General features: G+C 72.4%; 19 protein-coding genes. 6 read left to right on the top strand and 13 right to left on the bottom strand.

The genetic code is table 11. The annotated features are described in order from the left end of the window. Positions 1 to 2: 2 nt before the first annotated feature. From FXF50_RS07345 to FXF50_RS07355, 3 genes are all read right to left on the bottom strand, one after another. Entirely contained in the window at positions 3 to 1,073 is a 1,071-nt protein-coding gene (locus FXF50_RS07345; protein ID WP_148426649.1) for a BMP family protein, read from the bottom strand. Positions 1,074 to 1,350: 277 nt separating this feature from the next. After that, on the bottom strand, positions 1,351 to 1,692 hold the full coding sequence (locus tag FXF50_RS07350) for a hypothetical protein (RefSeq protein ID WP_091322005.1): 342 nt from the start codon (positions 1,690 to 1,692) through the stop codon (positions 1,351 to 1,353). A 57-nt stretch (positions 1,693 to 1,749) separates the two neighbouring features. Then, positions 1,750 to 2,745, bottom strand: coding sequence for a hypothetical protein (locus tag FXF50_RS07355; protein ID WP_148426468.1), 996 nt, complete (start codon positions 2,743 to 2,745; stop codon positions 1,750 to 1,752). A 98-nt stretch (positions 2,746 to 2,843) separates the two neighbouring features. On the opposite strand from FXF50_RS07355, the gene FXF50_RS07360 reads away from it, so the two are divergent. Beyond that, positions 2,844 to 3,446: a TetR/AcrR family transcriptional regulator gene (locus FXF50_RS07360; RefSeq protein WP_187399563.1), complete on the top strand. Its 603-nt coding sequence runs from the start codon at positions 2,844 to 2,846 to the stop codon at positions 3,444 to 3,446. A 93-nt stretch (positions 3,447 to 3,539) separates the two neighbouring features. Here the strand turns inward: FXF50_RS07360 and FXF50_RS07365 are convergent, their stop codons facing one another. The 4 genes from FXF50_RS07365 to FXF50_RS07380 form a co-directional block, all read right to left on the bottom strand. Continuing rightward, complete coding sequence (locus FXF50_RS07365; RefSeq protein WP_148426470.1) at positions 3,540 to 5,402, bottom strand: glycoside hydrolase family 13 protein; 1,863 nt, start codon at positions 5,400 to 5,402, stop codon at positions 3,540 to 3,542. A 177-nt stretch (positions 5,403 to 5,579) separates the two neighbouring features. Further along, complete coding sequence (locus FXF50_RS07370) at positions 5,580 to 6,485, bottom strand: sugar ABC transporter permease (RefSeq protein ID WP_148426471.1); 906 nt, start codon at positions 6,483 to 6,485, stop codon at positions 5,580 to 5,582. Further along, positions 6,482 to 8,125 (bottom strand): ABC transporter permease subunit, encoded by a 1,644-nt coding sequence (locus FXF50_RS07375; protein WP_148426472.1) that lies wholly within the window; start codon positions 8,123 to 8,125, stop codon positions 6,482 to 6,484. The genes FXF50_RS07370 and FXF50_RS07375 overlap by 4 nt, the downstream gene beginning before the upstream one ends. Beyond that, on the bottom strand, positions 8,125 to 9,378 hold the full coding sequence (locus FXF50_RS07380) for a maltose ABC transporter substrate-binding protein (protein ID WP_148426473.1): 1,254 nt from the start codon (positions 9,376 to 9,378) through the stop codon (positions 8,125 to 8,127). Before FXF50_RS07380 ends, FXF50_RS07375 begins: the two co-directional genes overlap by 1 nt. Positions 9,379 to 9,576: 198 nt before the next feature. On the opposite strand from FXF50_RS07380, the gene FXF50_RS07385 reads away from it, so the two are divergent. From FXF50_RS07385 to FXF50_RS07395, 3 genes are all read left to right on the top strand, one after another. After that, complete coding sequence (locus FXF50_RS07385; RefSeq protein ID WP_148426474.1) at positions 9,577 to 10,647, top strand: LacI family DNA-binding transcriptional regulator; 1,071 nt, start codon at positions 9,577 to 9,579, stop codon at positions 10,645 to 10,647. 155 nt (positions 10,648 to 10,802) lie between these two features. Beyond that, on the top strand, positions 10,803 to 12,437 hold the full coding sequence (locus FXF50_RS07390) for a glycoside hydrolase family 13 protein (protein WP_148426475.1): 1,635 nt from the start codon (positions 10,803 to 10,805) through the stop codon (positions 12,435 to 12,437). A 161-nt stretch (positions 12,438 to 12,598) separates the two neighbouring features. Further along, entirely contained in the window at positions 12,599 to 12,781 is a 183-nt protein-coding gene (locus FXF50_RS07395; protein WP_187399564.1) for a VOC family protein, read from the top strand. A 3-nt stretch (positions 12,782 to 12,784) separates the two neighbouring features. Here FXF50_RS07395 and FXF50_RS07400 read toward each other — a convergent pair whose 3' ends face one another. The 6 genes from FXF50_RS07400 to FXF50_RS07425 form a co-directional block, all read right to left on the bottom strand. Then, the gene (locus FXF50_RS07400; protein WP_148426476.1) at positions 12,785 to 13,228 is read right to left on the bottom strand and encodes a hypothetical protein; all 444 of its coding nucleotides are present in this window, start codon (positions 13,226 to 13,228) and stop codon (positions 12,785 to 12,787) included. A gap of 74 nt (positions 13,229 to 13,302) precedes the next feature. Next, positions 13,303 to 13,677: a GntR family transcriptional regulator gene (locus tag FXF50_RS07405; protein WP_148426477.1), complete on the bottom strand. Its 375-nt coding sequence runs from the start codon at positions 13,675 to 13,677 to the stop codon at positions 13,303 to 13,305. Continuing rightward, the gene (locus tag FXF50_RS07410) at positions 13,674 to 14,609 is read right to left on the bottom strand and encodes a YihY/virulence factor BrkB family protein (protein WP_148426478.1); all 936 of its coding nucleotides are present in this window, start codon (positions 14,607 to 14,609) and stop codon (positions 13,674 to 13,676) included. Before FXF50_RS07410 ends, FXF50_RS07405 begins: the two co-directional genes overlap by 4 nt. Positions 14,610 to 14,666: 57 nt before the next feature. After that, a complete protein-coding gene (locus FXF50_RS07415; RefSeq protein WP_148426479.1) occupies positions 14,667 to 15,248 on the bottom strand; it encodes a 2'-5' RNA ligase family protein in 582 nt (193 codons plus the stop codon). A 24-nt stretch (positions 15,249 to 15,272) separates the two neighbouring features. Further along, positions 15,273 to 16,298, bottom strand: coding sequence for a tryptophan--tRNA ligase (gene trpS, locus FXF50_RS07420; RefSeq protein ID WP_148426480.1), 1,026 nt, complete (start codon positions 16,296 to 16,298; stop codon positions 15,273 to 15,275). A 33-nt stretch (positions 16,299 to 16,331) separates the two neighbouring features. Further along, on the bottom strand, positions 16,332 to 17,357 hold the full coding sequence (locus FXF50_RS07425) for a hemolysin family protein (protein WP_148426481.1): 1,026 nt from the start codon (positions 17,355 to 17,357) through the stop codon (positions 16,332 to 16,334). A 230-nt stretch (positions 17,358 to 17,587) separates the two neighbouring features. Here FXF50_RS07425 and galE point away from each other — a divergent pair, with 230 nt between their 5' ends. Next, entirely contained in the window at positions 17,588 to 18,517 is a 930-nt protein-coding gene (gene galE / locus FXF50_RS07430; protein ID WP_255509947.1) for a UDP-glucose 4-epimerase GalE, read from the top strand. Between the two features lie 55 nt (positions 18,518 to 18,572). Then, the gene (gene galK, locus FXF50_RS07435) at positions 18,573 to 19,739 is read left to right on the top strand and encodes a galactokinase (RefSeq protein ID WP_148426483.1); all 1,167 of its coding nucleotides are present in this window, start codon (positions 18,573 to 18,575) and stop codon (positions 19,737 to 19,739) included. Positions 19,740 to 19,741 lie beyond the last annotated feature (2 nt).

The following is a 19,741-nucleotide window of genomic DNA, read 5'->3' on the forward strand; positions in this document are numbered from 1 at the left end:
GGTCACTTGGTCGGCTGGGCCTTCGAGGTGACCGTGATGGTGCCGGCGGCGATGTCCGCCTTGATCTTGTCGACCTCGGCCTTCAGGTCCGCGGGGACCTTGCTGTCGAAGTCGTGGTACGGCGCGATCGAGACGCCGTTGTTGGCCAGGGTGCCGACGAAGCCGGGCTTGGCCTGGAGCTTCTCGCCGTTGGCGGCCTTCAGCACGGCGTCCTTCACGGCGTCCGGGATGTTCTTGACGACGGTGGTGACCAGCGCCGGGCAGTTCGGGGTGCTCTCGCAGCCGTCGACGTCCACCCAGATGACCGAGTACTTGCCGTTCGAGGCCTGCGCGGCGGCGGTGGTGCCGAGGCCGGCGCCACCGGCGACCGGCATGATGATGTCCGCGCCCTGGGCGACCAGCGCGTCGGAGACCTTCTTGCCCTCGTCCTGCTTGACGAAGTCGTTGGTGAAGGAGCCCTTCTGGGCGGCCTTGTCCCAGCCGATGACCTGGACGTTCTTGCCCTTGGCCTTGTTGTAGTACGCCACGCCGTCGGCGAAGCCGTCCATGAAGATGGTCACGGGCGGGATCGGCAGACCGCCGTAGGTGCCGACCTTGCCGGTCTTGCTCATCCCGGCGGCCAGGTAACCGGCCTGGAAGGCGGCCTGCGCGGTGTCGAACTGCATCGGGTAGATGTTGTCCACACCCGGGTTCGCGTCCACGATGGCGAACTGCTGGTTCTTGTTCGCCTCGGCGGCCTTCTTGGTGGCGTCCGACATCAGGCCACCGACGGCCAGGATGAAGTCGCACTTCTGGTTGACGAACCCGGTCAGGTTGACCTCGTAGTCCGCCTCGGCCTTCGACTGGACGTTCTTGATGTCGATCTTGTCGTTCTCCTTCTTCGCCTCCTGGAGGCCCTTCCAGGCCGAGGTGTTGAAGGACTTGTCATCGATGCCGCCGACGTCGGTCACCATGCAGGCGCTGAACTTCTTGCCGCCGTTGCCGCCGGCGTTGTTGCCGTCCTTGGGGGCCTCACCACACGCGGCGGCGCCCAGCACGAGGCCACCCGCCACGATGGCGGAGGCGATCCGCATCCCACGCACAGAGCGCAAGACGTCTCCTTCCCATTGCACACCGCGTCGTGCGCGGTGGCAGCCCTTGCGCCGGCCTGCGGTGTGCCGCCGGCGTCCCACGTTACGGACGGGAGCGTACGCCCGCGCCCACCCACCGGCCGACAATCGTGCACGACTGTTGAACGGTCGTTACCCCTACGTAACCCGCGCGTGGGGCACGTCACCTTTCGTGCCGACGGCCCTCCGGAGAGGCGTCGCGAACGTCCGTTTCCCGAGGTCTTCCCGCTGCGCCGGAGGGCTAACGCCAGAAGACCGCCACCGCCGCGTTGACCAGCGTCAACCCGATGATCGCCAGGAAGTGCCCGCGGTTCACGGACTCCCGCTTACGGGAGAAGAAGACCATGACAAAGATCAGCAGCGCGAGCACCAACTTGGTAACAAGCTTGGCCGGTGCCGGCTCGTCGCCGTCGCGCAGTGGGGCGGACAGACCGATTCCGGTCAGCAGCCCGATCACCGAGCCCCAGAGCATGGCCGCATTGATCCGCAGCCGGCCGCTGACGAACTGGGCGATCGAACCGCCGAGCAGCAGCGCGAACCCGATCAGATGGACGTAGAGAAGGATCAGTCGAAGAGCTTCCACGCCGGCCATCCTCCCCCATCAACGACGCTTTGTAGTAGCCGGCCCGCCGAGGTGCCGTCATACCGTGACCTCGGCGGGCCGGGCGGCAGGTGTCGGGCTGCCCGCGCCGACCCGGGGGCTCCGGCTGCCGACGAGGACCAGCGCGAGGCCGACCAGCGCGTAGCCGGCCAGCACGGCCAGCGACCGGCCGGCCCCCGCCCCGTCGAAGAACGCGGCCGAGCGCAGCAGCGTGCCGCCCGCCCCGACGGGCAGGAACTGGCCCACCACGCCCCAGGGCTGCGGCAGCAGTTCGGGCGCGGCGGCGACCGCGGAGAGCGGGTTGCCGACCAGGAAGACGAGCAGCGCGCCGAGCCCCAGCCCGGCCCGGCCGAGCAGCGCGCCGAGGCCCGCCACGGTGGCCGCCGTGGCCAGCGCGAACAGCCCGATGGCGGCCGCCTCGCGCCACGGGTCCCCGGCGAGGACGCCGAGCCAGCCGTGCAGCACCGCGGTCGCGGCCGGACCGGCCAGGACGGCGTAGCCGAGCAGGCCGGCCAGCCGCACGGCACGGCGGGCCACCAGCACGGTGAGCAGCGCCCCGGCCAGCATGCCGGTCAGCGCGAGAGGCAGGAACCCGGCGGCGAAGCCGGCCCCGCGCGGGTCGTCCGGGTCGGCCGGCACGACCTGCACCACCGGCACCGGACGGCCGGCGGAGAGTTGCCCGGCGGCCTCGGTGAGCAGGGCCGCGACGGTCGGGCTCGCGGCCGGGGCCGTGTGCAGGGCCACCCCGTCCGGGCCGACCACGAAGGCGGCGTACACCTCCCGGTCGCGCAGGGCCCGGTCGGCCGCCGTCGCGTCCGGCAGCGTCGTGACGGCGAAGCCGCCGGGCCGGGCGGCGGCGAGCCGGGCGGCCAGGTCGGCGGTGGCGGGCGGCGGCCCGGCGACGGCGACCGGCAGGTCGCGCGGCGCGAGGTGCGCGGCCGGCGCCGCGAAGAGGGGTACGAGCAGCGCCTGCACCACGACCACGAGGCTGGCGAGCAGCGCGGCGAGCATCCAGGGCGAGCGGGAGCGGAGCATCGACGTCTCCTTAAAACGAATGTTCGTTCTCTTGAGTTGAGCGTGCGCCGCCGCCGCGAGAATCGTCAAGAACGAGCGTTCGATTTAGAATGTGGGCCGTGCCACGCGTCTCCGAGCAACACCTGGCCGCCCGCCGTCAGCAGATCCTCGACGCGGCCCGGCGCTGCTTCGTGCGCGACGGCTTCCACAACACCTCGATGCAGGACGTGATCAAGGAAGCCGGGCTCTCGGTCGGCGCGGTCTACCGCTACTTCCCGAGCAAGAACGACCTGATCACGGCCATCGCCCAGGCGGTGATCGGCACCGCCGACGCGACCTTCGCCGACCTGGCCACGGCCGACCCGCCGCTGCCCCTGACCGGGGTGCTGGAGCGGGCGCTGACCTTCGTCGACACCCAGCTCGGCCCGGACGGCGTGCTGCCGCTGGCACTTCAGGTGTGGAGCGAGGCGCAGCGCGACCCGGTGCTGGCCGAGTTCGTCCGGGCCACGTACACCCGGCTGCGCGGCCACTTCGTGGCCGCCGCCGCACGCGCGCGCGACGCCGGCGAGCTGCCCGCGGACGCCGACCCGGAGGCCGTCGGCACCGCGCTGTTCGGCCTGGTCCCCGGCTACTTCACCCAGCGCATCCTGACCGGCTCCCCGAACCGCGCCACCTACCTGACAGGCGTCCGCGCCCTGCTTGGGCCCACCCCCCACCCCTGACCCCCGCGATCTTGCAGTTCCCGCCCCGACAAGAGGGGCGAAAGCCCCAGTACACGGGCCGCAACTGCAAGATCGCGAAGGCTGGAGGTCGGGTCAGGTGAGGCGCCAGACCTGGAAGGTCGGGCCGTCGCCGGGGAGGGTGACCTGGCCGTCGGCGTCTGGGCGTAGGGCGGGGGCGTCGCCGTAGACGTTCTCTCCCGCCGGGAGGCCGGTCAGGCGGACCGGGGTGCCGGGAGCACGGCGGGCCAGCACCAGCGCCGCGCCCGTCGGCGCCTCGCGGAGGAAGACCAGGGTGTCCGCGTCGGCGTGCACCCAGCGCAGGCCGCCGTGCCGCAGCGCCGGCTCGTTCCGGCGCAGCGCCAGCAGCGACCGGTACGCCTCGAACGTGCCCCGGTCCCAGCTCTCCGGCCGGTGCCACGGCATCGGGGTACGCGAACCCTCCCCGTTGGTGCCGGTCAGGCCCAGCTCGTCGCCCGCGAAGATCACCGGCGTGCCGGGCATGGTGGCGAGCAGACCGGCGGCCACCTCCTGCCGGGCCGCGTCGCCGACCACGGTCCGGATCCGGGCCGAGTCGTGCGAGCCGAGCAGCTGCCACGAGTGCGTGTACGACCGCCAGGAGACCAGCGACCGGTAGGTGTTCATGGTGCGCAGCACGGCGCCCGCGTCCCGCCGCCGCACCCCGCCGGGCGTGCCGAGGAAGTTCGGCACCGGGTCGTCGCCCTGGCGCAGCCAGGACCAGACCGGATCGGTGAAGCCGACGTAGTTCATGGTGCCGTGCCAGCCGTCCCGGTCCAGGTCACCGGTGTGGTCGTGGCCGTGCTCGGCGAGCAGCAGCCCGTCGGCGCGGGTCTCGGCGACCACCTCCCGCAGCAGCCGGGCCACCTCGTGGGTGTACGCGTCCGCGCCCCGCCGGCCGGTCATGTTCGCGACGTCCACCCGCCAGCCGTCCAGCGCGTACGGCGGGCGCAGCCAGCGGCGCAGCAGCGAGTCCTCGGCGGTGGCGAAGCGCCGGCGCAGCTCGGCGCTGCCCCAGTTGAGCTTCGGCAGCGACTTGACCCCGTTCCAGGACTCGTACGACGGCTCCAGGTCGCGGCGCGGCGTCAGACGCGCCGAGCTGGAGTCGTCGCACCCGCCGGCCAGGTCGAAGTAGTACAGCTCCCGCTCGGGCGCGTGCACGTCGGAGACCGCCGCGGTGAACCACTGGTGGGCGTCGCCGGTGTGGTTGCTGGTGATGTCGCCGAGCAGCCGCCAGCCCCGGGCGTGCACCGCGTCGGCCAGCCGGGCCAGGGCGGCGTCCCCGCCGAGCAGCGGGTCGACGGTGTCGAAGCTCGCCGCGTCGTACCGGTGGTTGGAGCGGGCCGGGAAGATCGGCGTGAGGTAGACGGTGTTCACCCCGAGCCGGTCCAGGTGGTCCAGGCGCTCGGTGATTCCGTCGAGGTCGCCGCCGTAGAACTGGCGGGGCGTCTCCGGGCCGCGCCCGATCACCGGGGTGTCCCAGTCGCACGGGATCGCCCAGTCCGGCGCGGTCCGGCCGGCCGCGGCGGCCGAGCGGGCGAACCGGTCCGGGAAGATCTGGTAGATCACCGCGTCCCGGGCCCAGGCCGGCGGCGGCGCGTGGCTGACCAGCTTGAAGTCGCCGTTGTCCGGCACGTCGTGGTCGACCAGACCGGCGGCGTTCAGCCAGCGGGCGCCCGCCGGGCCGTCGAGCAGGAAGCGGTAGTTGCTGACCGGGTTGCGGACCTCGACGTCGGCCCGCCACCACACGTCACCGCCCTCGGTGCGGTCGACCACCGCCTCGGCGAAGCGCGGCTCGCCGTCGCCGGTGGTCCGGACGTGCACCTGGCGGACGCCGGAGCCGGCCGGCACCCGGACGAGGACCGGCACGGTCTGCCCGAGCGCGGGCTCCTGCTCGGGCACGTAGGTGGCGGATCCGTCGTGGTGCGGCTGGAGAGACATGGGGATGCCTTTCGCGTCGTTCTCGACAGGGAGTCGGGCGGGCACCCGCCGCGATCGGTCACCCGACCGCGGCGGTCCGCCCGAGAACCGCTCCGGTGTACGTCAACGACGCCCTTGCCGCAGCGTGCGGAGTGGCACCACTCGCCTCGCCCACGACGGCGCGGCCACCCCTCCGGCTTATCCCTTGACGGCTCCGGCGGTGAGGCCGGAGACGATGTAGCGCTGGAGCAGTTGGAACACCAGCACCGTGGGGATGGCGGTGAGCAGGGTCGCCGCCGCGAAGATGCCGAAGTTGGTGTTCCGCTCGTTTCCCTGGAGCAGGCCGTACATGCCGACCGCCAGGGTCTTCGAGTTGGCGTCGCGCAGGAACACGTTCGCGATCAGGAACTCGTTGATCGTCCCGATGAACGACAGCAGCGCGGTCACCGCCAGGATCGGGGCCACCAGCGGCAGCATGATCCGGAAGAAGACCTGGGCGTGCGTGGCCCCGTCCATGGTGGCCGACTCGTCCAGCTCGCGCGGCAGCGTGTCGAAGAAGCCCTTCATGAGCCAGGTGTTCACGCCCAGCGCCCCACCGAGGTAAAGCAGGAACAGACCCCACGGGGTGTCGAAGCCGAGCGCCGGCCACAGGTCGGTGACCGTGGTGAAGATCAGGAAGATCGCCACGATGGCCAGGAACTGCGGGAACATCTGGATCAGCAGCAGTGAGAGCAGCCCCACCCGGCGACCGCGGAAACGCATCCGGGAAAAGGCGTACGCCGCCAGTGCGGAAAGGAACACCGACGCGAAGGAGGCGACCCCGGCGACCAGCAGCGAGTTGAGGAACCACCGCGCGAAGGCGGTGCGCTGGAACAGCTCGCTGAAGTTGCCGAGGGACATCCCACCGGAGGGCACCAGTTCCGTGGAGGAGAGAGTGCCCAGCGGGTTGAGAGCGGCCGAGCACACGAACACGATCGGGAAGAGGCTGAACACCACCGCCAGCACCCCGACGAGGTGCCGCCAGCCCACCTGGGCGAACCAGCGGTTCTTCGCCCTCCGCGTCGCGTTCCGGTTGGCGACGGGGGCGTCCGCGTAGGTCGTCACGAGTAGACCTCCTCCTGCTTGCGGGTACGCCGGAAGCTCACCGCCGACACCACCGCGACGATGGTGAAGATGAAGATCGAGATCGCCGCGGCGAAGCCGAACTCCGCACCCTGTGCGCCGAACGCCAGCCGATAGGTGTACGTGATCAACAGGTCGGTCGCGCCGTTGGTGGAGTTGTCCGCCGGGAAGGGCGCACCCTCCGTGGTCAGGTAGATCGCGTTGAAGTTGTTGAAGTTGTACGCAAACGACGAGATCAGCAGCGGCGACAGCGCCACCAGCAGCAGCGGCAGGGTCACCGCCCGGAACGACTGCCAAGGCGACGCGCCGTCGACCGAGGTGGCCTCGGTCAGCTCGCGCGGAATGGCCTGCAACGCGCCGGTGGTCACCAGGAACATGTACGGGTAGCCGAGCCAGAGCTGCACCAGGATGACCGCGAAGCGGGCCGTCCAGTTCTGGCCGAACCAGTCCACGCCGAGCCCGAACACGTTGTTGATCAGGCCGAAGTCGGTGTTGAACATGTCCCGCCAGACCAGCAGCATCGCGAACGACGGCATGGCATACGGCAGGATCAGCAGCACCCGGTAGAAGTTGGTGCCCCGCATCCGGGGCGAGTGGAGCGCGAGCGCGATCAGCATTCCGAGCAGGAACGTGCCGCCGGTGGAGGCGATGGCGAAGGCGAAGTTCCAGATCAGGGTGCCGAGGAAGGGCCCGGAGATCTTGTCGTCGGTGAGCACCCGGGTGAAGTTCTTCAGCCCGACGTTCACCTTCCAGCCCTGGGCGAGCCGTTCGCCGTCGGCGGCCACGAAGGCGCCGGTGGCCGGGTCGGCGGTCCAGGTCTTGCCGGTCTCGCCGTCCTTGACGCAGTCACAGCCCGCGTCGTACGCCCGGACGGCCTTGCCCTCGTAGGCGCGGGTGAGGCCGTTGGACCGGATGGCGCCGCCGGAGGTGGGCACCACCAGGTCGGTGATCTCCTTGCTCCGGACGCTGGCCTGGCCGATGTTCAGGATGGTGTAGCCGTCCGCGGCGGTGATCTTGCCGGTGAGGCTGCTGGCCTCCACCTGGCCGGCGTCGAGCTTGCGCAGCCCGCCCGCGTCGCCCGCGAAGACCTCCTTGGTCTTGGGGTCGCTGAGCAGGAAGACCAGTGTGCCGGTGGCCGGGTCGCCCTTGGTGGCGATGGAGAGGGCGTACTCGGTGGAGCCGGGGACCTGCTTCACCGAGGAGGTCTGGATGGCGACGATCGCGTCGTCCTTGCCGCCGCGGTGGCCGTCGCCGAAGTTCGTGAACGCGGTGCTCGCCGTGTAGAGCACCGGGAAGACCTGGAAGGCGATGAGGAAGATCGTGCCGGGGACCAGGTACTTGGCCGGGATGTGCCGGCGGCCGAGGTAGAGGTAGAACAGGCCGGCGGTGGTGGCGGCGAGGATCGCCAGCCCGATCCAGTGCTCGGCCTCGATGAGCGGGAACGCCGCCCAGATCGCGATCCCGGCCACGAGGCCGAGCAGGACCACCTTGACGACGAGGCCGCTCGCGGTGATCGGCGCGTGGTTCCGCGCGGTACGGGACGTGCGCGGGAGCCCGCGGCGAACGGGCTCCCGGCCCGGGGCCTGCTCAGCAGACCCCGGGCCGGACAGCGACGTGCTCATTACTTGATCTGACCCTGGATGGTCTTGCCGGCGGCGGTGATCGTCTTGGCCGGGTCGGCGCCGCCGATGATGGCGGCCTCCGCCTTGCCGAACGGGTCCCAGATCGCGGCCATGGCCGGGATCGCCGGGAGAACCTGGCCGTTCTTGCCGGCCTCGGAGAACTTGGCCAGGTCCGGGTCCTCGCCCTTGACCTGGTCGAAGGCGGCGGTCAGCGCCGGCGGGCGCGGCTCGGCCTTGTACAGGGCGACGGCCAGCTCGGGCTTGGTCACGTAGTTGGTGACGAACTCCTGGGCCAGGGCCTTGTTCTTGCCCTTGGCGGCGACGTAGAACGCCTGGACGCCCACGAACGGCTGGGCCTCCTTGCCACCGGCGAAGCCGGGGACCGGGGAGATGTCGTACTTGATGTTGGCCTTCTTGGCGTCGGCGATGGCCCACGGGCCGGAGACCAGGAAGGCGCACTTCTTGCCGGTGAAGGTGGCGATGGAGTTCTCGCCGGTGATGGAGCGCTTCAGCGCGCCCTCGCCCTTCTCACCGAGCTTCGCGATCTTCTGGAAGGCCGCGATCGACTCCGGCTTGCCCACGCCCAGGTCCTTCGGGTCGTAGTCGCCGTTGGCCGCGGTGCCGAACAGGTACCCGCCGGCCGAGGTGTACAGCGGGTAGATGTGGTAGGCGTCGCCGTTCTGGCCGGACTGGAGGCAGAGGATCTCGCTGGCCTTCTTCTGGGCCTTGAGCTGCTTGCCGGTGGCGACGAGGTCCTCGATCGTCTTCGGCGCCTCGGGGGCCAGCTCGGTGTTGCGGATCAGCGCGACGTTCTCGGTGGCGTAGGGGACGCCGTAGAGCTGGCCGTTGAAGGTGACGGCCTTGACGGCGGTCTCGTTGAACGCGCTCTTCTGCTCGGCGGCGAGCTGCACCGGGTCGATGGCGCCGTTCTGGACCAGGTTGCCGATCCAGTCGTGCGCGCCGACCACGACGTCCGGGCCGCTGCCCTGCTGCGAGGCGGTGACGAAGTTGGTCTGCAGGTCCTTGGAGACGGCCTGGACCTCGACGGTCACACCGTTCTCCTTGCCGAACTCCTCGGCGAACGGCTTCAGGGCCGCGGTCCGCTTGTCGTCGGCCCAGATGACCAGCTTGCCGCCGGTGGCCTTGGTGGCCGATTCCTTGGCGGCCGGCTTGTCGCTGTCACTGCCGCCGCAGCCGGACGCGGCGAGCGCCAGGCCGAGGACAGCGACCACACCCGCGGTACGGATGCGCATCGGTACTCCTGTCGTCATGGCGGGCCGCCGGGGGAAGGGCGGTCCGCCAGTGGAAACCTCGGTAATTTCTTGCTGACCGGCGCGGGGGTGCTGCGCCGCTGCTCTCGCATGTTGCGGGGACGTTAGCAAGAGGTTGCAGGGAATGGAAGGGCTTGCAGGCGTGTACGCAAGAACTTGCCCGTGAGCTAAAGTGCCGCCATGCGCGCTCGACTGTCCGACATCGCCCAACAGGCCGAAGTCAGCGAGGCCACGGTGTCGCGGGTGCTCAACGACCGCCCCGGAGTGGCCCCGGAGACCCGGCAGGCCGTCCTCACCGCCCTCGACGTGCTCGGCTACGAGCGCCCCGCCCGGCTGCGCAAGCGCAGCGCCGGGCTGGTGGGCCTGGTCGTGCCCGAACTGGACAACCCGATCTTCCCGGCCTTCGCCCAGGTCATCGAGTCGACGCTGGCGCAGAGCGGGTTCACCCCGGTGCTCTGCACGCAGACCCCCGGCGGGGTGACCGAGGACGAGTACGTCGAGATGCTGCTCGACCGGCAGGTCTCCGGGATCGTCTTCGTCTCCGGCCTGCACGCCGACACCGCCGCCAACCACGACCGCTACCGGGCGCTGATCGCCCGTCCCCTGCCGATCGTCATGATCAACGGCTACGCGCCCGGGATCGCGGCCCCCTTCGTCTCCTGCGACGACGGCGAGGCCACCGAGCTGGCCGTCGCGCATCTGGTCGCGCTCGGCCACCGGCGGATCGGCCTGATCACCGGCCCGGACCGGTTCGTGCCCGTGCAGCGTCGCGTGGCCGGCTTCCGCACCGCCATGAAGCGGCTGGTCGGCGCCACCGAGGCGGAGGTCGGCGAGCTGGCCGAGCTCTCCCTGTTCGGTGTGGAGGGCGGTGAGGCCGCCGCGGGCCGGCTCATCGAGCGCGGCGTGACCGGCCTGGTCTGCGGCTCCGACCTGATGGCCCTGGGCGCGATCCGGGCCGCCCGCCAGCGCGGCCTGGCCGTGCCCGGCGACATCTCGGTGGTCGGTTACGACGACTCCCCGCTGATGGCCTTCACCGACCCGCCGCTGACCACCATGCGCCAGCCGGTCGCCGCCATGGCGGTGGCCGCCGTCCGGGCCCTGGTCGACGAGATCAACGGGCACGCCGCGCCGAACTCCGAGTACGTCTTCCGCCCGGAGCTGGTGGTGCGCGGCTCGACCGCGGTGGCCCGCCCGGCCGACGCGGGGAGCGGCCCGCGCGCCACCCCGTCCACGCTCGCAGTCCCCGCCTGAGCCTCAGCAGGCCGCCCGACCCCCGTCATTTCTTGCGCAAGGAATGCTTGACTCTTGCAGCGGTCGGGCGGCATTCTGCTCAGACACCCTGCGCCCATCACCACGCCCGCGCCGGGGCGCCACCGTCCCGCGCCAGAGAACGGGGATCTGAACCCATGACCTCCGCCCCCCACCGCACGCCGCTGACCGCCGACGACGACTGGTGGCGGTCCGCCGTCGTCTACCAGGTCTACGTCCGCAGCTTCGCGGACTCGAACTCCGACGGCGTCGGCGACCTGGAGGGCATCCGGCAGCGCCTGCCGTACCTGCGCGACCTCGGGGTGGACGCGCTCTGGCTGACCCCGTTCTACACCTCGCCCCAGATCGACGCCGGCTACGACGTGGCCGACTACCGGGATGTGGACCCGCTCTTCGGCACCCTCGGCGACTTCGACGCGATGATCACCGACGCGCACGCCCTGGGCCTGCGGATCATCGTGGACCTGGTGCCCAACCACACCTCCAGCGCGCACCCGTGGTTCACCGCGGCCCTCGCCGCCGGCCCCGGCTCCCCCGAGCGCGAGCGCTACCTCTTCGCCGAGGGCAAGGGCGAGCAGGGCGAGCTGCCGCCGAACGACTGGGAGAGCATTTTCGGCGGCCCCGCCTGGACCCGGGTGCCCGACGGCCAGTGGTACCTGCACCTGTTCGACCCGGCCCAGCCCGACCTGAACTGGCGGCACCCGGAGGTGCGCGCCGAGTTCGAGGACGTCCTGCGGTTCTGGCTCGACCGGGGCGTGGACGGCTTCCGGATCGACGTGGCCCACGGAATGATCAAGGCCGAGGGGCTGCCGGACGTCGGCTTCAACTCGATGACCACCGGCCAGCGCCAGTCCGAGCTGCTGGGCAAGGGCCGGCTGCCCTACTTCGACCAGGACGAGGTGCACGACATCTACCGCGCCTGGCGGCCGATCCTGGACAGCTACCCCGGCGGCCGGATGGCCGTGGCCGAGGCGTGGGCGGAGACCCCGCAGCGGCTGGCCCGCTACATCGGCCCGGACGAGCTGCACCAGGCGTTCAGCTTCGACTTCCTCGACGCCACCTGGTCGGCCGACTCGTTCCGCAAGGTGATCGACACGGCGCTCGCCGAGTCGACGATCGTGGGCGCGCCGACCACCTGGGTGCTCTCCAACCACGACCGGCAGCGGCACGTCACCCGGTACGGCGACGGCGAGGTCGGCCTGCGCCGCGCCCGGGCCGCCGCCCTGCTGATGCTCTCCCTGCCCGGCTGCGCGTACGTCTACCAGGGCGAGGAGCTGGGCCTGCCCGAGGTGCTGGACCTCCCCGACGAGCTGCGCCAGGATCCGGCGTTCCTGCGCACCGGGGAGAGCCGGGACGGCTGCCGGGTGCCGATCCCGTGGAGCGGCGAGCTGGCCCCGTACGGCTTCGGCCCGGAGGGAAGCGAGCTGAGCTGGCTGCCGGCCCCGGCGACCTGGCGTGCCCTCTCGGTGGCCGCCCAGGCCGGGGTGACCGGCTCGACGCTGGAGCTCTACCGGGCCGCGCTGCGGATCCGGCGGGAGCACCCGGCGCTGGCCGGCACCGAACCGATCACCTGGCTGGAGACCGAGCCCGGGGTGCTGGCGTTCCGCCGCACCGCCGGTGGCGCGGAGCTGACCTGCGTGGTCAACATCAGCGGCGCGGAGGTGACCGTCGCTGGCCACGGCCGGCCGGTCGTCGCCAGCGCCGACCTCACCGAGCGGGGCGACGGGCACGTCCTGCCGGTGGACGCGGCTGCGTGGTTCGAACGGCGCTGAGCCGGGTAACCCGCCATTGACCTGGTCGTCCGTTGTGCCCCGCGCCGACGGGCGGCTGGGCTACCGACCCCTTGTGGTGGGGGGTGAGGTGGCGCCGGCCCCTCGGGGACTCGTTCCCGAGGGGCCGGTGTCCATCTGGGACACCGGGGTACCACGGGGTGATGACCGCACACGTGGCGCAGTACACCCTCGACATCGGTGACCTCGACCGGATGGTCGACTTCTGGTCGGCGGCCCTCGGCTACACCGTCGGCCGGGGCGACGACGGCAGCGCGAAGCTCTATCCGCCGCCCGGCCGGCCCGGCCCCACCGTCTGGTTGCAGGGCAGCGGGACGCCGAGCTGAGCCTCAGTCCCCCTTGGCGGTGAGCAGCGCGGCGATCCGGGCGAGCCCGGCCCGCACCTCGTCCCGGCTGGGCGGGCTCACCGGCTCCGGCTCCGGCTGCCGCTCGGCGGCCAGCTCCAGCTCCTCGTCGATGACGTCCTCGAAGTCGCCGTAGAGGTCGGCCTCGTCGACCCGGGCCGCCTCGTCCTCGGCGGCGATCTGCGCGGCGGCGATCTCGCCGCGGATCTCCTCGGGGGTCAGCGCCGGCAGCAGCGGCTCCACCACCGCCATCAACTGCTCCTCGGCCACCACCGCCTCGGCCAGGGCGAGCGCGTGCGGCCGCTCGTACGGGCCGCAGACCACCGGCTCCCACTCGTCGTCGTCGCCGAGCGGGCCGAAGGTGATGATCCACGGCAGGCCCAGCATCGGCGAGTCGTCCGGCAGGTCCAGTGTCACGAGTGCGCCCACCGGCCCATCATGGTCGGTGGCGACGCGGACGTGCGCCTCATTCACGCCAACTCCCCCCTCTCCGGCGGTCGCTCTCACCCGTGCGTACCGGCGTCCAGAGCCGCACGGACCAGGGCGACCGCGCGCTCCGGCGGGACGCCCAGGCGCAGCGCCTCGGCCGCGTACGCCACGGCGGCCCGGTGCAGGCGGTCGGCGGCGTCGTCGCGCCCCGGCGCCACCACGGTGCCGTGCCGGCCGCGGGTCTCCACCAGCCCCGCGGACTCCAGCTCCCGGTACGCCCGGGCCACGGTGTTCACGGCCAGGCCCAGGTCGGCGGCGAGCTGCCGGACGGCGGGCAGCCGGGTGCCGACCGCCAGCCGACCGTCACCGATCATGCCGGCGAGCTGCCCGCGCACCTGCTCGTACGGGGGCACCGGGGAGTCCTCGTCGATGCGGACGCGGGTGCTCATCCCGCCCCTCCCGGCGTGCCCGGGTCGGTCTCCTCGTCGACCTCCACGTCCACCTCCCGCGCGGCGATCCCCTCGGCCAGGTCCACCACCCGGCCGTAGCGGCTGGTGGCGGCCAGCGCGGCGCCGAAGAGCACCATCTGGTTGAGCAGGTAGAGGTAGAGCAGCAGCCCCACAGCCGTGGCCACCACCGTGTAGGCCGGGTTCCGCTCGGTGCGCACCACGTAGTAGCGCCCGACCGTGTTGAGCAGCGTGATGCCCACGGCGACCGCCAGCACGGCGGGGCGCAGCCGGCGGCGGCTCATCCGCAGCCGGGGCACCGCCACCAGCAGCGCCGTGGCCAGCACCGCGTTGACCAGCACGCTGAGCACGGCGCTGACCGTGGTCAGCCCGACCGACCCGGTGCTGCGCAGCAGGAACCGCAGCAGCGACTCCAGGGCGTCGACGGCGGCCACCGAGACGCCCAGCAGCACGAAGACCGCGACCAGCACCCCCAGGTCGACCAGGCGGCGGACCACCAGGTTGCCGGGCTGCTGGTTGAACCCGTACATGAGCCGCTGCGAGGAGCGGATGGCCTCGACCCAGCCGATCCCGGTGAAGACCAGGATGACCAGGCCGACCACGCCGACGGTGTTGCTGCTCTCGGCGATCTGCTGGGGGTCGAGGAACGGCAGGTTCCCCTCCAGGAAGTCGGCCGCCGCCCGGCTGACCTCGCGGTTGTCCTGGAGGATCGTGCCGAAGATCCAGTATCCGACGAGGGCCAGCGCGAACACGGCGAAGAAGCCGTAGTAGGCGATCGCCGCGGCCAGCCGGCCGGCGAGCAGGTCGGCGTAGAGCGTCCCCGCCCGCCACACGTGGTCGAAGACCGACGACCGGTCGCGGGCCGCGTCGATCCGGCGCCCCAGCGCGGCCTCGATCCGGCCGATGACGTTCACCCCGCCATCCTCGCCGAATCGTCGCCCCGGTGGAGGCAGGCCGGCCGCGTGCTCAGCTCAGCCGCCGAGGCGGAAGTCGCGACGGGGCTGCCACCGGGTGGCCCCGCTGTGCGAGAAGAGGGTGAACGCCTCCACCTCAAAGAGCGCGGAGAAGTCGGCCAGGTCCTCGTACGCCTTGTCGAGCACCTCGGGCGGCACGTCCTGGGCCACCGTGACGTGCGGGTGGTACGGGAAGCGCGCCTCGCGGTGCAGCTCGGGGGCCGCGTTGATGGCGGCGGCGAGCAGTTCGCACTCGCTGATCCCGGCGGCCACCGCCACGAAGACCACCTGGGTGACCGGCCGGAACGTGCCGGTGCCCCGCAGGTGCAGGGTGAACGGCAGGTGGCTGGCGGCCACCCGGGCCAGGTGCTCCTCGACCGCGGGCAGCGCGCGCACCGGGATCTCGGTGGGACCGAGAAGAGTGACGTGCGCCGGAACGGCCTGCGGGTCGCCGGCCTCGACCCGCCGGCGGGTGAGCATCCCGCCCCACGGCTCGGGGATGTCGACCGCGATCCCGATCTGGATGGTGTCACCGGCGTCCGGCGAACCGTCCCTGCCATCCACGCTGTGCGCCACCCCTCCGGCCACCGACCGCTTCACCCGTTCCCGCCCTGCCCGGAGCCGCTACTCGAACCGGACCGGCGGGAAGAAGCCGATCCGCTCGTACGCGGTGCGCAGCGTCGGGGCGGCCACGGCGCGGGCCTTCTCCGCGCCCTGCGCGAGCAGCTTGTCGAGCTGGGCCGGGTCGTCCAGGTAGGCGCGGGTGCGCTCCTGGATCGGGGTGACGAACTCCCGGACCACCTCGGCGAGGTCCTTCTTCAGGTCGCCGTAGCCCTTGCCGTCGTAGGCGGCCACGAGCTCGTCGATGCTGCGGCCGGAGAGCGCCGAGTAGATGGTGAGCAGGTTGGAGATACCCGGCTTGCCCTCGGCGTCGAAGACGATCTCGCGGCCGGTGTCGGTGACCGCCGAGCGGATCTTCTTGGCGGAGCGGGCCGGCTCCTCCAGCAGGTCGATGATGCCGGCCGGCGAGGAGGACGACTTCGACATCTTGGCCGTCGGGTCCTGCAGGTCGGTGATCTTCGCGGTGTCCTTGACGATGTGCGGGGCGGGCACCGTGAAGGTCGGGCCGAACAGCGAGTTGAACCGCTGGGCCAGGTCGCGGGAGAGCTCCAGGTGCTGCCGCTGGTCCTCGCCGACCGGCACCGCGTGGGCCTGGTAGAGCAGGATGTCGGCGGCCTGGAGGATCGGGTAGGTGAACAGGCCGACGCTGGCCCGCTCGCTGCCCTGCTTCTGCGACTTGTCCTTGAACTGGGTCATCCGGCTCGCCTCGCCGAAGCCGGTGATGCAGCCGAGCACCCAGGCCAGCTGCGGGTGCTCGGGCACCTGCGACTGGACGAAGAGGGTGCTGCGCTCCGGGTCCAGGCCGACGGCGAAGAGCTGCGCGGCGGCGATCCGGCTGCGCTGCTTGAGCACCTTCGGGTCGTGCCCGGCCGTGATCGCGTGCAGGTCCACCACGCAGTAGAACGCGTCGTGGCTCTCCTGGAGGGCCACCCAGTGCCGTACCGCGCCCAGGTAGTTGCCGAGGTGGAACGAGTCGGCCGTCGGCTGGATGCCGGAGAAGACGCGCGGGCGGGCGGGTACGTCGGACATGACGGCAATTCTGTCAGCAAGCCCCGGCGTCCGTCATGACGGGCCGGCCGGTCGGGTGGGCACGGACGGGAGCGGGGCGGTGACCTCGCGCCGTGGCTCGGGCAGGCGCGCCGTGGAGACCGCGAGGCGGGACACCCGCCGCCCGTCGAGCGCCACCACCCGCAGCAGCCAGCCGCCGGGCGGGTCTTCCGGATCGGGTCCCCCGCCCTCGTGCCCGTCCACGGCCACCGGCACCTCGTCGCCGGCCACCGGCAGCCGGCCGAGGGCGGCCATCACGAAGCCGCCGACCGTCTCGTACGGCCCGGCGGGCAGCGGCACCCCGGTCCGCTCGGCGAAGTCCGCCAGGTTGAGCCGGCCGTCGACCACGGCGGGCAGGCCGGCGTGGGCCGGGTCGGGCGGGGCGTCGTGCTCGTCGTGGATCTCCCCGACCAGCTCCTCGACGAGGTCCTCGCAGGTGACGATGCCGGCGGTGCCGCCGTACTCGTCGACCACCACGGCCAGGTGGTGGCCCTCCCGACGCATCTCGGTGAGCGCGGCCAGCACCCGCTTGCTGCCGGGCAGGCGCTTCACCTCGCGGGCCAGCTCGCCGACCGTGGCGCGCGGGTCCCGTTCCGGGCGCAGCAGCACGTCCCGCAGGTGGACGAGGCCGACCACGTCGTCGTGGGTGCCGTCGACCACCGGGTAGCGGGTGTGCGGCTCGGCCCGGACCAGCCGCTCGGCCTCGGCGACGGTGAGCCCGGTGGCGAGGAAGACCACCTCGGTGCGCGGCACCATCACCTCCCGGATCAGCCGGGCGCCGGCCACCAGCACCTCGTCGATGATCCGCCGCTCGTCCGGGTCGAGCACCGTGTTGGCCGCGACCAGGTCACGCAGTTCGGCCTCGCTGATCCGCTCCCGGCCGGCGGTCGGACTCGCGCCGAGCAGGTCGGTGACCAGGCGGGTGGCGCCGTCGGCGGCCCGCACCACGAGGCGGGCGACGGTGCGGGCCACGGGTCCCGGTTCACGTCTGGGCCGCCCCGGCGAACGCCGCCGGGGCCCGGGACCACCTCCCTCCCGCATGAGAAGGATGGTAGACAGCAGGCGTCGCGCGCTCCGGGCAATGTTCGGATCTGTTCAATCATGAAGGATTGTGATGGAATGGTGGCCGGCCTCACCGGCAGCCGCGGCACAGTCCGCGGCCGTAGGGTGATCACGGACGGCCGCCGCGCCACGCGGCCAGGCAGAGGAGGACCGACGTGAAACTGCTCGTCACCGGCGGCGCCGGTTACATCGGCAGCGTGGTGACCCGGATGCTGCTGGACCACGGTCACGAGGTGACCGTGCTGGACGACCTGCGCACCGGCCACCGGGCGGCGCTCGCCCCCGAGGCGACCCACGTCGACCTGCCGCTCCACGAGGCCGCCCGGGTGCTCACCCCCGACGCCGGCTTCGACGGCGTGCTGCACTTCGCCGCCCTCATCGCGGCCGGCGAGTCGATGGTCAAGCCGGAGCTCTACTGGCAGACCAACACCGTCGGCTCGCTCGCCCTCATCGACGCGGTCCGCGCCGCCCGGGTGCCCCGGCTGGTCTTCTCCTCCACCGCCGCCGTCTACGGCAACCCCACCGAGCTGCCCATCCCGGAGACCGCCGTCAAGGCCCCCACCAACACCTACGGGGCCACCAAGCTGGCCGTCGACATGGCGCTCACCTCCGAGGCGATCGCGCACGACCTGGCCGCCGTCTCGCTGCGCTACTTCAACGTGGCCGGGGCGTACCGGCACGACGGGCGGGTCATCGGCGAGCGGCACGACCCCGAGACCCACCTCATCCCGCTCGCCCTCGAGGTGGCCGCCGGCCGGCGCGACAAGCTGCAACTCTTCGGCGACGACTACCCGACCGTCGACGGCACCTGCGTGCGCGACTACATCCACGTCGAGGACCTGGCCCGCGCGCACCTGCTGGCCCTCGGCGCCGCCACGGCGGGCCGGCACCGCATCTACAACCTGGGCAACGGCAACGGCTTCACCAACCGGCAGGTGATCGAGGTGGTCCGCGAGGTCACCGGGCACCCGGTGCCCGTCGAGGTGGCCCCGCGCCGCGAGGGCGACCCGGCCGAGCTGGTCGCCTCCTCCGCGCTGGCCCGCGCGGAGCTGGGCTGGGCGCCTGCGAAGCCCACCCTCCAGGACATGGTCGGCGACGCCTGGGAGTTCTACCGCACGCACATCCTGGAAGACCAGTGAGCGCGAGGAGTGAGCCGGTTTTGCGAGCCCCGCAGTCGCGAACGAAGAAGGCCCAGTGAGCGGAGAGAGTGACGTCGCGGCCCGCGCCACCGCCGGCTTCCGGCAGCGGTACGGCGGGGAGCCCGCGGGCCGCTGGGCGGCTCCCGGCCGGGTCAACCTGATCGGCGAGCACACCGACTACAACGACGGCTTCGTGCTGCCCTTCGCGCTGCCCCTGCGTACCGTCGTCGCCGCGGCGGTCGCCGACGACGGGCGCTGGAGCGTCTGGTCGGAGCTGGACGACGAGCCGGTGGAGTTCGGGCCCGCCGAGGCCGACGAGCCCGGCCGGGTCGACGGCTGGGCCGCCTACGTGGCCGGGGTGGTCTGGGCGCTGCGCGCCGCCGGCCACACCGTCCCCGGCGCCCGGCTGGCCATCGCCTCCGACGTGCCGGTCGGCTCCGGGCTCTCCTCGTCGGCGGCCATCGAGGCCGCGGTGCTCGCCGCCCTGGTCGAGCTGGGCGGCCTGGACCTGCCCGCCGAGCGCTGGCCGCGGCTCGCCCAGCGGGCCGAGAACGACTACGTGGGCGCGCCCACCGGGATCATGGACCAGTCCGCGGTGATCCGCGGCCGGTCCGGGCACGCCCTCTTCCTGGACTGCCGCACCGAGGCGGTCGAGCAGATCCCGTTCGACCTGGGGGCCGCCGGGCTGGCCGTGCTGGTGATCGACAGCCGCGCCCCGCACCGGCACGCCGACGGCGAGTACGCGGCCCGCCGCAAGTCCTGCGAGCGGGCCGCCAAGGCGCTCGGGGTGGCCGCGCTGCGCGACGTCCCCACCGGCGACCTGGACGCCGCCCTGGCCCGGCTGGACGACCCCGAGACGCGCCGCCGGGTCCGGCACGTGGTCACCGAGGACCAGCGGGTGCTCGACACCGTCGAGCTGCTGCGGGCCGGCCGGATCCGCGACATCGGCCCGCTGCTGACCGCCTCCCACGCCTCCATGCGGGACGACTTCGAGATCACCGTGCCGGAGATCGACACCGCGGTCGAGGCGGCGCTGGCCGCCGGGGCGTACGGGGCGCGGATGACCGGCGGCGGCTTCGGCGGCTGCGTGCTCGCCCTGGTCGACGCGGACGCCGCCGACGCCGTGGCCGCCGCCGTGACGGCCGCGTACGCCGACCGTGGCTTCGCCGCGCCCGGCACGCTCACCGTCCTCCCGGCCGGCGGCGCGACCCGCCTGGACTGAGC

Origin of the sequence: Micromonospora sp. AP08, assembly GCF_008085935.1 — a bacterium.
Taxonomy (GTDB): Bacteria; Actinomycetota; Actinomycetes; order Mycobacteriales; family Micromonosporaceae; genus Micromonospora; species Micromonospora chersina.

Coding starts and splice junctions, on each gene's coding strand:
- galE (WP_255509947.1), top strand. CDS start 17,588: ATGCTGCTGGACCACGGTCACGAGGTGACCGTGCTGGACGACCTGCGC.
- FXF50_RS07405 (WP_148426477.1), bottom strand. CDS start 13,677: ATGAGCACCCGCGTCCGCATCGACGAGGACTCCCCGGTGCCCCCGTAC.
- FXF50_RS07365 (WP_148426470.1), bottom strand. CDS start 5,402: ATGTCTCTCCAGCCGCACCACGACGGATCCGCCACCTACGTGCCCGAG.
- FXF50_RS07395 (WP_187399564.1), top strand. CDS start 12,599: ATGACCGCACACGTGGCGCAGTACACCCTCGACATCGGTGACCTCGAC.
- FXF50_RS07390 (WP_148426475.1), top strand. CDS start 10,803: ATGACCTCCGCCCCCCACCGCACGCCGCTGACCGCCGACGACGACTGG.
- FXF50_RS07380 (WP_148426473.1), bottom strand. CDS start 9,378: ATGCGCATCCGTACCGCGGGTGTGGTCGCTGTCCTCGGCCTGGCGCTC.
- FXF50_RS07385 (WP_148426474.1), top strand. CDS start 9,577: ATGCGCGCTCGACTGTCCGACATCGCCCAACAGGCCGAAGTCAGCGAG.
- FXF50_RS07425 (WP_148426481.1), bottom strand. CDS start 17,357: ATGCGGGAGGGAGGTGGTCCCGGGCCCCGGCGGCGTTCGCCGGGGCGG.
- FXF50_RS07355 (WP_148426468.1), bottom strand. CDS start 2,745: ATGCTCCGCTCCCGCTCGCCCTGGATGCTCGCCGCGCTGCTCGCCAGC.
- FXF50_RS07345 (WP_148426649.1), bottom strand. CDS start 1,073: ATGCGGATCGCCTCCGCCATCGTGGCGGGTGGCCTCGTGCTGGGCGCC.
- FXF50_RS07375 (WP_148426472.1), bottom strand. CDS start 8,125: ATGAGCACGTCGCTGTCCGGCCCGGGGTCTGCTGAGCAGGCCCCGGGC.
- trpS (WP_148426480.1), bottom strand. CDS start 16,298: ATGTCCGACGTACCCGCCCGCCCGCGCGTCTTCTCCGGCATCCAGCCG.